Source organism: Salinimonas lutimaris (assembly GCF_005222225.1).
Lineage (GTDB): Bacteria > Pseudomonadota > Gammaproteobacteria > Enterobacterales > Alteromonadaceae > Alteromonas > Alteromonas lutimaris.
In genome coordinates this window covers 3,817,140-3,830,937 of record NZ_CP036536.1, presented here as the reverse complement: position 1 = coordinate 3,830,937, position 13,798 = coordinate 3,817,140, and the positions used below count along the sequence as shown (strand labels likewise).

Here is a 13,798-nt window from a genome sequence, read left to right as displayed (position 1 = left end):
GTAGCAGGTGTATTAGTTGTTACCTGCTGCTAGTTTAACACCCGCTTTTTTCATCACATCCATTGCCGGAAAGCCATCGGCAATCATATTGTGTTTCAGCTGAAATTCCCGAATTCCACTGCGCGTGGCAGGGCCCATAATGCCATCGGGTTTACCCACATCATATCCTTCATCATTCAGCTTTTGCTGTAAGGCCATAATGTCGTTTCGGGTATACGCCGGCAAATCTGGCAATGAGGCAACCAAACCGTCGCTACCGGCAATCTGATTCGCCAGTTCACCCACCGCAATGGCGTAAAACTCTGAATTGTTCCAGCGCATAATTACGCGAAAATTCTGATACGCCAGAAAAGCAGGACCTTCATGGCCGGCCGGCACTACCACATACGCCGACAATGTGCTGTCGGGCAGGGCGCTACCATCGGCCTGAGTAATGCCAAGGGCTTTCCAGTCAATGACTGAACGACGATTGCCGTAGCCTGACTCACGATAATCAAAGCCTTCTGGCAACACCACTTCACGGCCCCAGCGGGTGCCCTGATTCCAGCCCAGATTGTTTAAAAAATTCGCCGCTGAGGTGAGCGCGTCGGCTTCGCTGTCCCACAGATTTGCCTGACCATCGCCATCGCCATCGACTGCGTATTTGTAATAGGCGCTGGGCATAAACTGGGTGTGACCCATGGCGCCGGCCCACGAGCCGACCATATTGGCAGGATTCAGATATTCCCGCTCTGCCAGTTTCAGCGCTGTCATCAGTTCACCGGTGAAATAGGTGCTGCGACGCTCATCACAGGCCAGGGTCGCCAACGAGCTGAGTACCGGCATAGTACCTTTGTAGCCACCAAAGTTGGTTTCAAGTCCCCAGAAAGCCACCAGATAATGCGGTGGAATACCGTATTTCTGTTGCAGTCTGGTTAGCATTGGCCAGTGCTTCTGCATTAACTGACGGCCTTTGCTGACCCGCCAGTTGGTCACACGTTTACTATAATAAGACGGAAACGTGGTGACAAATTCCGGCTGACTGCGATCCAGCTCAATGACTCTGTTGACATAGGTAATAGTGGAAAAGGCATTGTCGACCACCTCTTTTGCCACGCCCTGAGAAACGGCTTTGGCAGCAAGGCGGGTTTTACATTGTGCAAAATCGTCAGTGGCGGATACGGCAGGGGCCGCAAGTGTTGCGCAGGCCACTGTCAGGCCTGAAAAAAGAGAAAAGAAACGCTTCATAAGTTCACCTCAACACGGGATGTCTCCATGCTATCGCAAAGCGACTTCCCTAGGCGAATTGTTTTTCGCATCAATCAGCGCTACTCCCTGGTGGCAGAGCAGCGCCAACGTCATATTACACGTACTTGTGAATAAATTCGGTGATCAGAGGGCGGATGTGTTTGCGGAATTTAGAGCCGCTGAAAATGCCATAATGGCCAGCACCCTGCTGAATGTGATGCATACGTTTATTTTTAGGAATGCTTTTGCAGATAGTCTGCGCCGCTTCGGTTTGACCCAGGCCGCAAATATCATCATCTGCACCCTCTACCGTGAGCAGTGGTGTCTTATTAATGGCTTCAAAATTAACTGGCTTACCCTTAAAGGTAATGGCGCCTTTGGCCAGTTCATTATTTTTAAATACCCGCTCAATCGTTTCCAGATAGAATTCGCCGGGAATATCCAGCACCGCCATATATTCATCATAAAAAGCGCGGAACCGATCTGCATCTTCTTCTTCGCCATACACCAGGTTTTGAAAGAAATTAGCATACTTCTTCATATGCGACTGCTGGTTCATACTGATAAACCCACCCAGTTGCATAAAGCCAGGATAAACCTGACGACCTTCGCCCGGGTAGCCATGGGGCACTTTCATGATAGCAACATTACGAAACCAAGCCATGGAATGCTGCTGAGCAAACTCATTCACCCGGGTCGAATTTTTGCTGGTATCCAGCGGGCCGGCCATCAGGGTCAGGGTCTCAGGCACACAATCGCTGTTTTTCTCAGCCAGGACCGCGGTGGCGATCAGCGCCTGTACGGTGGGCTGGCAAATCGCAATCATGTGGGTATTAGGGCCCAGATACTCTAAAAACTCCATCAGGTATTCAACATAACAGTCGAAGGTAAATGGGCCTTCTTCGAGCGGGACTTCCTTGGCGTCGGCCCAGTCAGTCACATAAATTTCATGATCCGGCAATAAGGCTTCAACCGTGCCTTTAAGCAGAGTGGCAAAGTGGCCGGAAAGCGGGGCAACCAATAACACTTTGTAGTTGTCTTTTACGCCCAACCGGTTGAAGTGAATCAAATCACAAAACGGTTTACTTAATGCCACTTCTTCTCGAACGCGATGATGCTTGCCTTCGATATTAATCTCATCAATGTTGAACCCCAGCTTTTCGTAGCGTTGGGTCAGTCGCATGGCAGTTTCCAGCGAGGCGCGGGTAATACGACCGGGCAAGGTATGGGAATAAGGATTGTATGGATTACTCGCAACGGAATTAAGCAAACTAAATCCTTCATGCATAACATGAGCACTGCGGGTTAAAAAATCATAAGCCTGATAATTCATCACGTTTCTCCACAATTACTGACTGGGGGTTCGATATCGTGTTGTACGCTTGGAAGGCGGGAGGCCTGGAGGTAGCCGGAGCACGTAGACTGGCTCCGGCAAATGGGGGACTACTTCTTAGTAGCAGCCTGGAATTTAGAGGTAGCTTCCTCACTCATACCTTTAACCATCTCACCCGCTTTCTGCTGCGCTTCACTCATTATAGAATACGAGCTTTTCGCCGTTTCGGTCATTTTTTCCTGAACGGTTTCCATATATGCCTTTTGTGTCTCGGCAATGGCCATCATGTCTTTTTGCTGTGATACTTTCTCAACATAAGACATACCTTCAGACAACAAAGACGAATACAGTTCGTTTTGTTTTTCAGCCAGGCTTTGCATGGTAGACATGTTCAGTGTAGCCAGGTCAGTCATTGGTTTCATAGCAGATTGTAGTTGTTCATTCATTTGTTCAAACATAGTGGTATCTCCGTTTAGTGGCGAACGTTAACTGGACGATTTCGTCGATGCGGTCGATTTCGCAGAACTGCTGGTGCGACGAGACCGTCCTGATGCTGTTTTCTTGTCAGCCGAGCCAGAGCTGGCTGATGGGGTGGCTGAAGCCGCGTTTTTCTGGCTGGCCTCGGCCGTTTTTTCAATCGTGTCTTTGGCTGTATCCGCTGTTTTTTGGGTCGCCTCGGCAGCCTTTTCAGTGGCTTTCTGCGTTGTTGCTACTGCAGTGTCGGCAGCTTTTTGGGCAGTTTGCTCAGTGTTTTTTGCCGTGGCTTTGGCTGTGCTCTGAGCTTTTTCCTGCGTGGTTTGTGCTGCTTTTTGCACTGTTTCAGCAGTAGCCTGCGTCTGCTTCTGCACTTCTTCGGTTGTATGAGCCAGACTACTGGTCATCACCTCAGTCACCTGCTCCCGCACATCATTAAGTGTGGAGTAGGTTTCTTTTGAAGCGCTGGACAGCCGCTCCCGCATAGAGGCCGCATAATCACTGTTGGCGGCCAGAATCGTCTTCAGTTCAGGTTGAACGGATACGGTTTCCATGTATTTTACGCCATCTGACAATAGGCCAGTGAACAGCTCTGTTTGTTGTTGTGCCAAACTTTCCAATGCTTTCGCGTTCAGTTCCAGCAGGGTATGAACCGGTTTGGTAGAGTTTTTCAGTTGCTCTGAAAAGGTGCCGAACATACGAATCTCCCGAGTCCTGTTAACCAAATTACATTTACACTAATTATGCTGCGATGCAGCAAGATTTGATTAAATACTAGACAGGGCGAAGGCGATTGTCAATGGGTTTTGCTGCAAAGCAGCATGGCTTTTTAGAACATTAAAGTCTAAACAAATCACGTTTAATGCTGCGCTGCAACATAATGAGGGGGAGGTTATTCTTTGGGCTTTTTCGGATCGCCGGAAGACTTCCACATATCCATATTCTTTTCCATCATTTTACTGAACATAGAAAACGGATTGCTATCCATCATGTTCTGCATCACGCCCTGCATTTTGTCCTGTTGCTCAATAAACTGCAGAAGGCTTTGCTCAAGGTATTGTCTGACATACAGTTGCATATCGGTGTCATAAAAACGTATGAGCTGTTTAAGCAGGGAATTAGTGAGCAGAGACTGTCCGTCACTGGTTTCGGACTCGCTGATAATCTGCAACAGAATAGTTTTGGTAATATCATCTTTAGTCTTTGAATCTATTACCGTAAATTCCTCGCGCTGCTCGATAAGCTGCTTGATGTAGTCCAGGTTCACATATTGGCTTTGGGCGGTGTCGTACAAACGGCGGTTGGGATATTTTTTTATAGTAATCATGATTTAGCCAGTGTGAAGCATCGGTATTGCCAGAGTAGCCCAGTTATGACCGGCAGAGCAAGGCGCGCAGCGACATTAGGCTACCCGACGCACGCTATTTACGCCCTGATGTATACAGGGGGGTGTGAGAGAAACAGACACTTTTTTGTACATTGTCAGGTATGTTAGTGTAGCGGTGTACGCAAGCTTATGATTTACAAAGGCAATAATGTTCTGGTACGGAATTAGCTTTGATCTCAGAGCGCGCCCTTCGATGGGCAACTTAAAACTGACCTGGAGTCAATGTATGAACAAATTTGTTAAGACAATTGCCGCAAGTGCTGTTATCGCTGGTTTTGCAACATTCACTGCAAACGCACAGGAAGCGTCTTCACAGCCTGCACAGGACAACGCTCAGGTGCAGCAAGCCGCAAACTATGATGATGCAACCCTGCTGAAGTTTACCATGGCAATGGAAGCGGTCAGCGACGTTGCGACCAAATACGATCCACAGTTCAAGAAAGTAGAAGATCCTGAGGAAGCACAGGAAATTCAAAAGCAAGCGCAGACAGAAATGGTTGACCAGATTAAGAAAACCGGTCTGACTGTGGAAAAATACACGACGATTGCACAGCAGGTGCAAACAGACGAAACTCTGCGTGAGCGTGTACTGAATATTGCGCGTGATAATCAAAAAGAAAACAGCTAGTTAACGCTAGATCTGGCAGAGACGGTTCTCTGCGCTTTATAGAAGTCTGAAAACGGCGTGTTACCTGACGGTAGCGCGCCGTTTTTCTTCAGGGTTACAGTGTTTTCAGCACATAGCTACCTGGCGCGGCCTCAAGTGCCGGATACGTCTTGTGTTCACCGGGCGTAACAGACTTGATCTGGGTGGCGTCCTGATCAGTCATCCATTTGTACCAGTCGGGCCACCACGAACCTTCCACCTGCTCGGCCTGCTCAAACCACTGGGCGGCGGTTTCTGGTAGTGCATCATTGCGCCAGTGGGGATACTTGCCTTTATCAGGCGGATTGATAACACCGGCCAGGTGCCCGGAACCGGCCAGAATAAAGCGTACATCGCCTGTAGGGATCTGAGTCCCGCGATACGCGCCCTGCCACAGAACAATGTGGTCGGCCATGGTTGATAAAAAATAGACCGGCATGTCCAGCTTGCGCAGGTCAATATCTACCCCATCAATCCGCATGCCGCCGGGTACTTTCAGTTTATTTTTCCAGTAGGTGTTGCGTACATACTGTTTAAAACACGCTGCGGTAATATTGGTGGCGTCGCTGTTCCAGTGCAGAATATCAAATGGCGCCGGATCTTTGCCTTTCAGATAATTGTTGATGAAATACGACCAGAAAAGGTTATTTTCCCGCAATAATGAAAAACTCAGTCCCAGAATACGCCCGTCGTAAATTCCCTTGATATCAGCATGTTGCTCCATAATAGGCAGGCTGTCATCGCTCAGGTAATTGCCGATCTCGCCCTGGTCAGTAAAATCCAGCAGGGTGGTCAGTAAGGTAAGCGAGCCGATTCGTTCATCTCCCTTGGCGCGCAGGTAGGCTGCTGTCATGGCCAGCAGGGTCCCGCCTACACAAAAACCGGTCATGTTGATTTTGTCCTGCCCGGTGATCTGCTCAACCACATCAAGCGCAGCGATTGGCCCGTTGAACATATAACTGACAAAGTCATGCTCGGCCAGACTGGCATCCGGGTTGACCCAGGAAATCATAAATACATTGAAGCCCTGATCCAGTAACCCTTTCACCATGGATTTACGCTCATTCAGATCAAGAATGTAATACTTATTGATAAACGGCGGTACAAACAGAACAGGGCGCGCGTATTGTTTTGGGGTGGTGGGCGTATAGTGAATCAGCTGAATCAGTTCGTTCTGAAACACCACCTTGCCTGGCGTGACGGCCAGATTCTCCCCCACTTTAAAGGCGTCGCGCTGGGTCTGGGTAATTTTAAATGCTTCAAGCGGACTGTGTTCCAGGTCTTCAAGAAAATTTTTGATACCCTGAACCAGGCTCTGTCCTTTACTTTTGAGGAGCTCCTCGCATACTTCGGGGTTAGACAGCAAATAATTGGTAGGTGAGACAGAATTAATATACTGTCGGGTATAAAACCTGACCTGCTCAGCGGCTTTGGGGTCTTTAAAACGCATCGACTCAATCATACCCTGCATCATCTGTGCGTTGATGAGATAAGCCTGTTTGAGATAACTGAATACCGGGTTGTCTTGCCAGTCTGAATGGGTAAACCGTTTATCACCGGCATCTTCATGGATCACCGGCTCGACTTTTTCACCCAGCATGGCTTTACTGGCGTTTTGCCATAACGTGGTTTGTTGTTGCATAAACGCCATGTGATGCTGCATGAGCTGCGCGCTATCCACTTCCACATTTTCATTTAACAGGCTAAACAGTTTTTGCGGGTCAAAAGCCCCCGATACATCATCACTGGTACGACGCTTACGTAAAATATCGTGGACCATGGTATTAAACTGGTTGGCATACTGATTAAGCATACCCATAACTTCAGTATAATCCTGCTCTTGCACCTGCTTCTCCTTAATCCTTGGTGGTGGCCTGTTTGCCAGCCATATTTTCAAACATTTTCTGATACAGACTGAAAGCCTGCTGACTGCCCTGGAGATAGGGCTTAAGAAGCGCCATGGCGGCGTCCTGATTACCATCGTTGAGCTGTTCTGCGAAGGTCGCCAGCGTTTTCTGATGAAGCTCACTTAAATCTGGCCAGCCAAACAATTCCCGCGCTTCAGCAGGCGTAAGGTCAATGTCGATAGACAGTTTCATGATGCATCCTTCACGAATAAAATTCACTTGGATCAGTTGGTTAACTACACCCCTGGAGAGACTGCCTGACACTCCGAACCTGACTGATGATTGCGACACTGGAAATTGTGCGTGTAAACCAGCAAAATCCCCCTAGTGTTCCTCCATCATGGCATGATAAGTGGCTCAAAAACAAACCAAAGCGAAACCAAAAGCAAAAAAAAACCGGCGCGGTGTAATTCGTTTTTTCCTTAAGTTTGCGCTGGTCGGTGTTATTGCACTGGCCGGGTATATGATTTACCTGGATGCGCAAATCAAGCACACCTTCAGTGGCAATAAATGGGAGGTGCCTGCGCAAATTTTTGCCCGCCCGCTGACGCTGGAACGGACGCTGGAAATTACGCCCAAAGAGGTGCTTGAAGAGCTTAGGCTGCTGGGTTATCGCAAGGTCAGTGCCCCTAAAAGTAGTGGTGAATATGCCTATACCGGCAACCAGCTGACGGTGGTGCGCCGGGCTTTTCAGTTTGCCGATGGTGCCGAACCCCAGCGTACCCTGGATATTCGCTGGCAGGGAGAGAGAATCAGCAAAATTAGTGACCGTTCGTCAGGTCAGGAAGTGGGCGCGGTGCGGCTGGAGCCCTGGCTGGTGACCCGGCTGGTTAGCAGCACCCGCGAAGATCGCATGCTGGTGCAGCTGGACAATGTTCCTGACATGCTGCCTAAAACCCTGACCCTGGTTGAAGACCGTGATTTTTACGATCACCACGGCGTTGCTCCGCTGTCGATTGTGCGGGCACTGATTGCCAACCTGCGTGCCGGGCGGACGGTACAGGGGGGCAGCACACTCACCCAGCAGCTGGTGAAAAACCTGTATCTGTCACGAGAAAAGTCCATTGTGCGCAAAGCCAAAGAAGCACTGATGGCCATCATTATTGATGCCCGATATAGCAAAACCGAAATTCTGCAGGCTTATCTGAATGAAGTTTTTCTGGCCCAGGATGGCGATATGGCCGTGCACGGGTTTGGACTGGCCAGCTATTTCTTTTTTGACCGGCCGGCCAACGAACTTAATGTACCGGAAATAGCCACCCTGGTGGCGATGATAAAAGGGCCTTCCTACTATAATCCCCGTCGCCATCCGGAGCGGGTGCTGGAGCGTCGTAACCTGATCCTGCGGTTGTTATTTGATGCCAATGAAATTAACCGTACCCAGTATGAAAAGTATGTGCACATGCCACTGGGACTGGCCAGCGGTGCCAGCCTGGCCAGCGGCAAGCACCCGGCGTATATGCAGAAGGTCCGGCAGGAACTCAAGGAGATTCTGGCCGATCCCAGTTTGCGGGACTCTGGTGTTAAGGTGTTCACCACCCTGGATATCTATGCTCAGCGACGGGCCGAGGACGCCCTGACTCAGACACTGGACGGGTTACAGAAAAACCGTGACGCCAAACTGGAAGGGGCGATGGTTGTGACAGATATCAGCAGTGGCGGAATCCGCGCCATTGTGGGGGCCAGAGAGTCGGGCTACAACGGATTTAACCGGGCACTGGATGCGCGCCGTCAGGTGGGGTCACTGATTAAGCCGGCGGTGTACTTAACCGCCCTTGAAGATCCGACGCAGTACAATCTGGCCACGCCGATAGAAGACAAGCCCATCACGTTGAAAAGTCAGGATGGCAAGCTGTGGTCGCCAAAAAACTATGACAAGCAGTTTCAGGATCAGGTGCCACTGATCAATGGTCTGGTTGAGTCGTTAAATGTGCCGACGGTGAATCTGGGCATGGAAGTGGGACTGGAGTCGGTGATTGAGACCATTCATCGTCTGGCCGGTGATGTTCCGGTGCGTAAGGTACCGGCACTCACCCTGGGCGCTATGTCGATGACCCCGCTGCAAATGAACCAGATGTACCAGACCATTTCCAATAATGGCCGGTATGTGCCGCTGCACACGGTGGATGCGGTGGTATCAGCGCGGGATAACCTGCTGTGGAAACATGCAGAGTACTATTCACAGCGAGCAGATGAAGCTGCCACTTACCTGCTGAACTATGGGTTGTATAAAGTTACCCGCGAAGGCACGGCACAACGGCTGTCTCGTCATTTCCCCAATATTAATATGGCAGGCAAAACCGGTACCACCGATGATTACCGCGACAGCTGGTTCAGTGGTTTTGACCGCAATAATGTGTCGACTGTATGGGTAGGCAATGATGACAATGCCAATACTAATCTGACCGGCGCAAGCGGCGCACTGCCGGTATTTATCAATTATCAGAAGCAGCAAAGTCCCAAATCGTTATCGCGCCGTTTTCCAAACGGACTGGGGATAGCCCACTTTAACCGCCAGACCGGTGAAGTGACGGTGGCAGGGTGTCCGGACTCGCTCAGTGTGCCGGCCATTCTGGATGTGTTGCCGCCACCACGTAAAGATTGCCGGGGAGAACCGGTGAAGCAGCAGGACGGTAAAAAAGAAAAAAGCTGGTGGGATCGCTGGTTTGGCTAAAAAAATCCCGGTCAGCGCACAGCGCTGACCGGGCAGGCCAGAGTGACAAAGAAAGGCCCAGACAGGGATGGAATATGGTCAGACGCGGCTTAACACTTTGCGCAGACTGCTCAGTATCAGTGCACTGGCGGTAAAGGCCAGTAACGGTGCCATCGCAGCAAAAAATACAGCAGTGTGACTTATCATGGTGTACCCCTTTGTGTGACTTTATATTTACCGGCAACGTCTGTACGGCATGAACGTATCGCTGATAGTGATTAAAGCATTGGTCGCTTGTGGTTATACAAAGGTTGTAAGCGAGGGATGTGCCAGCTGGTGTGAAACTTATAACATACTGAAATTAAAGTTTATTTTTTAAAATCATGCGATGTGTGAAATTCAGCTTATTAAAAACAAACTAAGATCTGGTGAGAAAATAAAAAAGGTGGTCAATGTGACCACCTTTATGTCAGATAACCTGAAGCGGCTGCTACCGGGCCGCTCTATCTGGTTATTCAACCCCGTAGTTTGCTGATAAGCGTGACACACAGTACGACTATACTGCCGGCAATCAGTCCTACAACGCCGTCCGCGAGCATCGCCACCACCGCGTATAAAGTGGTATCAGGACTGGCTACAAGTTCAATGGCCGGAACGACCAGATGGTGAACCATGTCAATATTGTGAGTCAGTATGCCTCCGCCCACCAGGAACATGGCTATGGTGCCGACCAGAGCCAGCACTTTCATCAGTGCCGGTGCGGCAATTAACAAAGCCCGTCCGGTATAACGCTGAAAAGCATTGTAGTGGCCGGTTAATGATTTACGCAGCAGATACAGTCCGACATCATCCATCTTCACGATGCCCGCTACCAGACCATACACGCCCACAGTGATTGCCAGGCTTAGCGCAACCAGAACCCCAATCTGAGTGGAAAGATCTGACTCAATCACCGTACCCAGAGCGATAACCACAATTTCAGCGGACAAAATAAAATCTGTGCGAATGGCGCCTTTAATTTTTTCCTTTTCCAGCGCAACTAAATCCACATCCGGCTGACTCAGTTTTTCCAGCCGCTCTTCCCGGTCAGGAGTTTCTTCGTGGGGAAGAAAACGGTGCAACACTTTTTCGGCGCCCTCATAACACAAATAAAGCCCGCCAATAACCAGAAAAATGGTAATAAGTACCGGTAACAATGCACTGATAATCAGTGCTGCCGGCACCAGGATGACCTTATTAAGCAGTGAGCCTTTAGCCACCGCCCAGACAACCGGCAACTCCCGTTCGGCGCGCACGCCCTGCACCTGATCGGCATTAAGCGCCAGGTCGTCACCCAGTACCCCAGCTGTTTTCTTGGCTGCTACCTTGGACATCACGGAGATGTCGTCCAGCATGGTGGCAATATCATCGAGTAAAGCAAGTAAATTGGCCGCGGCCACAGTCTTTCCTTTGGTTCAGTAATCTATATGCAGTTTGCTACGAAACCGGCAGCAAAGGGAACAAAAAATTAATCTCTGAGTTCAGGATTGCGCTGGCGCTGGATAAATTCATCATGATTGGTTTTTCTTTGCGAACAGACCAGCGTACCGCCTGCAATGCCACTGAGCGTTGCCAGTGCCGTGCTAAGGGTATTATCACAGCGCACTTTGGTAGTACGCGGTGTGGCGGGCGCCTGTATCTCATTCAGTGTGCGGGTTTCAATTAGTCGAGGTGATGTTTTGTTGTGTTGATAATCACCTGCCTGCTGTCCGGCTAAGTCCTGTAGCGCGGTGGCATTATGCTGTGCCATGAACCGGCGCAAGGCCTGTTTTCCCGTGGTGTCTGCCGGTTTAGGGGGGACTGGGTGAGTCGGTACAGCTAAGGATGTTGTGGGTGGAGTGTCCGGCGATTCGGCGGGTGTCGTCACCGGAGCCGATATTGTCGACGCAGTCTTGGTGACACTGGTCGTATCCTTTGTTGATTTTGCCGCACTTGGTGCATGGGTGGGTAAATCCGGTGCAATTGAGCTTGCTGGTGGTGTTGCTTTCGGCCTGACAAGGCGGGGCTGATACAGATGCGCCGCCAGTGTCGGCACTATGGGGGCTACCATCGAGGCAGATGGTGGCCGGTTGAGGCTGACAAGCATCAAAATGATAGTGTGAATCAATAAAGAAAACAGCCAGATAGCATGCTGGCGCAAAAAGTGTTTAGGCGCATTGCCGACCGGCTTACCGCCGACATCAGAAGGGCGTATATCTGTGCTGATATCAATCATCCACATTGTCATCTCGGGCTTCCTGCTCAGTGACCTGAACCAGTTCAAACACATTATTGGTACTGGCGCACAAAAAAAAGGCAAAAACTATTTAATGCACCATAATGGTGCTTTGTTTTTTAATTAAACAGTCAGCCCAAAAGTTAACTTTTTGTTTTTTAAGACTATTCATTTGTGGCTCATGTTTTGAATTAGCCAATCAAAGGCTCGCAACGGGTCATCAAAACATAACCAACTACCATTTGGAGCAACACATGAAACTAGTCACAGCTATCATCAAGCCATTTAAGCTGGATGATGTTCGTGAAGCCATTTCAGAGATCGGTATTGATGGTTTGACCGTCACCGAAGTGAAAGGTTTCGGACGTCAGAAAGGACATACTGAACTTTATCGTGGTGCAGAATATCAGGTCGATTTTCTGCCCAAGGTAAAACTGGAAATTGCTGTTATGGATGATCAGGTGGAGCGCCTGGTAGAAGCAATCGTCAATGCCGCGAAAACCGGCAAAATCGGTGACGGAAAAGTATTCGTCTACGATCTGGAACAAGCTGTCCGGATTCGTACCGGCGAATCTGATGCCGATGCGTTGTAGCCAATAATAAAAATTGCGGAGAAACCATAATGGAAATCACTTTTGAATTAGGGTACGCCTTAGATACCTTTTACTTTTTGATTTGTGGCGCGTTGGTCATGTGGATGGCAGCGGGTTTTGCGATGCTGGAAGCCGGTCTGGTTCGGGCTAAAAACACTACTGAAATTCTGACCAAAAACGTTGCGCTGTTCGCGATAGCCTGCACCATGTACATGATTTGTGGTTATGACATCATGTACGGTGGCGGTATTTTCCTGGATGGTATTGTGGCAGATGGTGCCACGGGCATCGCAGAAGATCCGGCGACCTATGCACCTTCAGCTGACTTCTTCTTCCAGGTGGTGTTTGTGGCCACAGCTATGTCCATCGTATCTGGTGCGGTTGCTGAGCGTATGAAACTGTGGGCCTTCCTGCTGTTTGCCGTGGTGATGACCGGTTTCATCTATCCAATGGAAGGCGCCTGGACCTGGAACGGTGATGCGGTATTTGGCATGTACGTATTGGGTGATATGGGCTTTTCTGACTTTGCCGGCTCAGGCATTGTTCACATGGCAGGTGCCTCTGCTGCACTGGCCGGTGTGTTGATTCTGGGTGCACGTAAAGGCAAATACACCGCCGATGGCAAAATCAATGCGATTCCGGGTTCTAACCTGCCACTGGCCACGCTGGGTACATTTATTCTGTGGATGGGCTGGTTTGGTTTCAACGGTGGTTCAGTTCTGGCCACCGCAACGGTGGAAAGTGCAAACTCGGTGGCGGTCGTCTTTATGAATACCAATGCTGCTGCTGCCGGCGGTACAATTGCTGCCCTGTTACTGGCGCGTATCATGTTTGGTAAAGCGGATCTGACCATGGCACTCAACGGTGCGCTGGCTGGTCTGGTGGCCATTACTGCTGAGCCGTCAACGCCTACGGCATTACAGGCAACCCTGTTTGGTGCGTTAGGTGGCCTGCTGGTGGTCTTTAGTATCGTGGCGCTGGACAAAATGAAAATTGACGATCCGGTGGGTGCTATCTCTGTACACGGTACGGTTGGTCTGCTGGGTCTGTTGCTGGTGCCGGTCACCAACAGTGACTCAACTTTCAGCGGCCAGCTGCTTGGCGCTGTCACCATCTTTGTCTGGGTCTTTGTGACCAGTCTGGTGGCCTGGTTGGTGATTAAAGCCATCATGGGTATCCGGGTTAGCGAAGAAGAAGAGTTCGACGGCGTGGATATGAGTGAGTGTGGCCTGGAAGCCTATCCTGATTTCACAAGTGGCCGTAAGTAATCCTGATTGAACACACCATAACAATTCTAATAACGTTCAACTCACCAAGCTTAAGC

Annotated in this window: 13 protein-coding genes; 4 read left to right on the top strand and 9 right to left on the bottom strand. The window is 49.8% G+C overall.

The genetic code is table 11. The features are described 5' to 3' along the window. Positions 1 to 12: 12 nt before the first annotated feature. From EZV72_RS16915 to phaR, 5 genes are all read right to left on the bottom strand, one after another. Positions 13 to 1,227, bottom strand: coding sequence for a lytic murein transglycosylase (locus EZV72_RS16915; RefSeq protein ID WP_137168338.1), 1,215 nt, complete (start codon positions 1,225 to 1,227; stop codon positions 13 to 15). Between the two features lie 115 nt (positions 1,228 to 1,342). Then, positions 1,343 to 2,560, bottom strand: a complete 1,218-nt coding sequence (locus tag EZV72_RS16910) for a polyhydroxyalkanoate depolymerase (RefSeq protein ID WP_137168803.1) — start codon at positions 2,558 to 2,560, stop codon at positions 1,343 to 1,345. Between the two features lie 110 nt (positions 2,561 to 2,670). Next, positions 2,671 to 3,018, bottom strand: a complete 348-nt coding sequence (locus EZV72_RS16905) for a phasin family protein (protein ID WP_137168337.1) — start codon at positions 3,016 to 3,018, stop codon at positions 2,671 to 2,673. A gap of 27 nt (positions 3,019 to 3,045) precedes the next feature. Beyond that, positions 3,046 to 3,732 carry a TIGR01841 family phasin gene (phaP, locus tag EZV72_RS16900; protein ID WP_137168336.1) on the bottom strand — a complete coding sequence of 229 codons (687 nt, stop codon included), beginning with the start codon at positions 3,730 to 3,732 and terminating at the stop codon, positions 3,046 to 3,048. A 194-nt stretch (positions 3,733 to 3,926) separates the two neighbouring features. Further along, complete coding sequence (phaR, locus tag EZV72_RS16895) at positions 3,927 to 4,361, bottom strand: polyhydroxyalkanoate synthesis repressor PhaR (RefSeq protein ID WP_137168335.1); 435 nt, start codon at positions 4,359 to 4,361, stop codon at positions 3,927 to 3,929. Positions 4,362 to 4,647: 286 nt separating this feature from the next. Here phaR and EZV72_RS16890 point away from each other — a divergent pair, with 286 nt between their 5' ends. Beyond that, a complete protein-coding gene (locus tag EZV72_RS16890; protein WP_175405154.1) occupies positions 4,648 to 5,049 on the top strand; it encodes a DUF4168 domain-containing protein in 402 nt (133 codons plus the stop codon). A gap of 94 nt (positions 5,050 to 5,143) precedes the next feature. Here EZV72_RS16890 and EZV72_RS16885 read toward each other — a convergent pair whose 3' ends face one another. Together EZV72_RS16885 and EZV72_RS16880 are read right to left on the bottom strand one after the other, a co-directional pair. Then, positions 5,144 to 6,913, bottom strand: coding sequence for a PHA/PHB synthase family protein (locus EZV72_RS16885; protein WP_137168333.1), 1,770 nt, complete (start codon positions 6,911 to 6,913; stop codon positions 5,144 to 5,146). A gap of 10 nt (positions 6,914 to 6,923) precedes the next feature. Then, positions 6,924 to 7,166, bottom strand: coding sequence for a hypothetical protein (locus tag EZV72_RS16880; protein WP_137168332.1), 243 nt, complete (start codon positions 7,164 to 7,166; stop codon positions 6,924 to 6,926). Positions 7,167 to 7,326: 160 nt separating this feature from the next. On the opposite strand from EZV72_RS16880, the gene mrcB reads away from it, so the two are divergent. Further along, positions 7,327 to 9,648: a penicillin-binding protein 1B gene (gene mrcB, locus EZV72_RS16875; protein WP_137168331.1), complete on the top strand. Its 2,322-nt coding sequence runs from the start codon at positions 7,327 to 7,329 to the stop codon at positions 9,646 to 9,648. A gap of 494 nt (positions 9,649 to 10,142) precedes the next feature. Here mrcB and EZV72_RS16870 read toward each other — a convergent pair whose 3' ends face one another. Together EZV72_RS16870 and EZV72_RS16865 are read right to left on the bottom strand one after the other, a co-directional pair. Next, a complete protein-coding gene (locus tag EZV72_RS16870) occupies positions 10,143 to 11,066 on the bottom strand; it encodes a DUF808 domain-containing protein (RefSeq protein WP_137168330.1) in 924 nt (307 codons plus the stop codon). Between the two features lie 68 nt (positions 11,067 to 11,134). Next, positions 11,135 to 11,893 carry a hypothetical protein gene (locus EZV72_RS16865; protein WP_137168329.1) on the bottom strand — a complete coding sequence of 253 codons (759 nt, stop codon included), beginning with the start codon at positions 11,891 to 11,893 and terminating at the stop codon, positions 11,135 to 11,137. 242 nt (positions 11,894 to 12,135) lie between these two features. Here EZV72_RS16865 and glnK point away from each other — a divergent pair, with 242 nt between their 5' ends. Continuing rightward, positions 12,136 to 12,474, top strand: coding sequence for a P-II family nitrogen regulator (gene glnK / locus EZV72_RS16860; RefSeq protein ID WP_137168328.1), 339 nt, complete (start codon positions 12,136 to 12,138; stop codon positions 12,472 to 12,474). Between the two features lie 29 nt (positions 12,475 to 12,503). Further along, positions 12,504 to 13,742, top strand: a complete 1,239-nt coding sequence (locus tag EZV72_RS16855) for an ammonium transporter (protein WP_137168327.1) — start codon at positions 12,504 to 12,506, stop codon at positions 13,740 to 13,742. The last annotated feature ends 56 nt before the right edge of the window (positions 13,743 to 13,798 follow it).

What these genes read in the sequence shown, in the direction of transcription:
- EZV72_RS16915 (WP_137168338.1), bottom strand. Translation starts at nt 1,227, where the DNA reads ATGAAGCGTTTCTTTTCTCTTTTTTCAGGCCTGACAGTGGCCTGCGCA.
- EZV72_RS16910 (WP_137168803.1), bottom strand. Translation starts at nt 2,560, where the DNA reads ATGAATTATCAGGCTTATGATTTTTTAACCCGCAGTGCTCATGTTATG.
- EZV72_RS16905 (WP_137168337.1), bottom strand. Translation starts at nt 3,018, where the DNA reads ATGTTTGAACAAATGAATGAACAACTACAATCTGCTATGAAACCAATG.
- phaP (WP_137168336.1), bottom strand. Translation starts at nt 3,732, where the DNA reads ATGTTCGGCACCTTTTCAGAGCAACTGAAAAACTCTACCAAACCGGTT.
- phaR (WP_137168335.1), bottom strand. Translation starts at nt 4,361, where the DNA reads ATGATTACTATAAAAAAATATCCCAACCGCCGTTTGTACGACACCGCC.
- EZV72_RS16890 (WP_175405154.1), top strand. Translation starts at nt 4,648, where the DNA reads ATGAACAAATTTGTTAAGACAATTGCCGCAAGTGCTGTTATCGCTGGT.
- EZV72_RS16880 (WP_137168332.1), bottom strand. Translation starts at nt 7,166, where the DNA reads ATGAAACTGTCTATCGACATTGACCTTACGCCTGCTGAAGCGCGGGAA.
- EZV72_RS16865 (WP_137168329.1), bottom strand. Translation starts at nt 11,893, where the DNA reads ATGACAATGTGGATGATTGATATCAGCACAGATATACGCCCTTCTGAT.
- glnK (WP_137168328.1), top strand. Translation starts at nt 12,136, where the DNA reads ATGAAACTAGTCACAGCTATCATCAAGCCATTTAAGCTGGATGATGTT.
- EZV72_RS16855 (WP_137168327.1), top strand. Translation starts at nt 12,504, where the DNA reads ATGGAAATCACTTTTGAATTAGGGTACGCCTTAGATACCTTTTACTTT.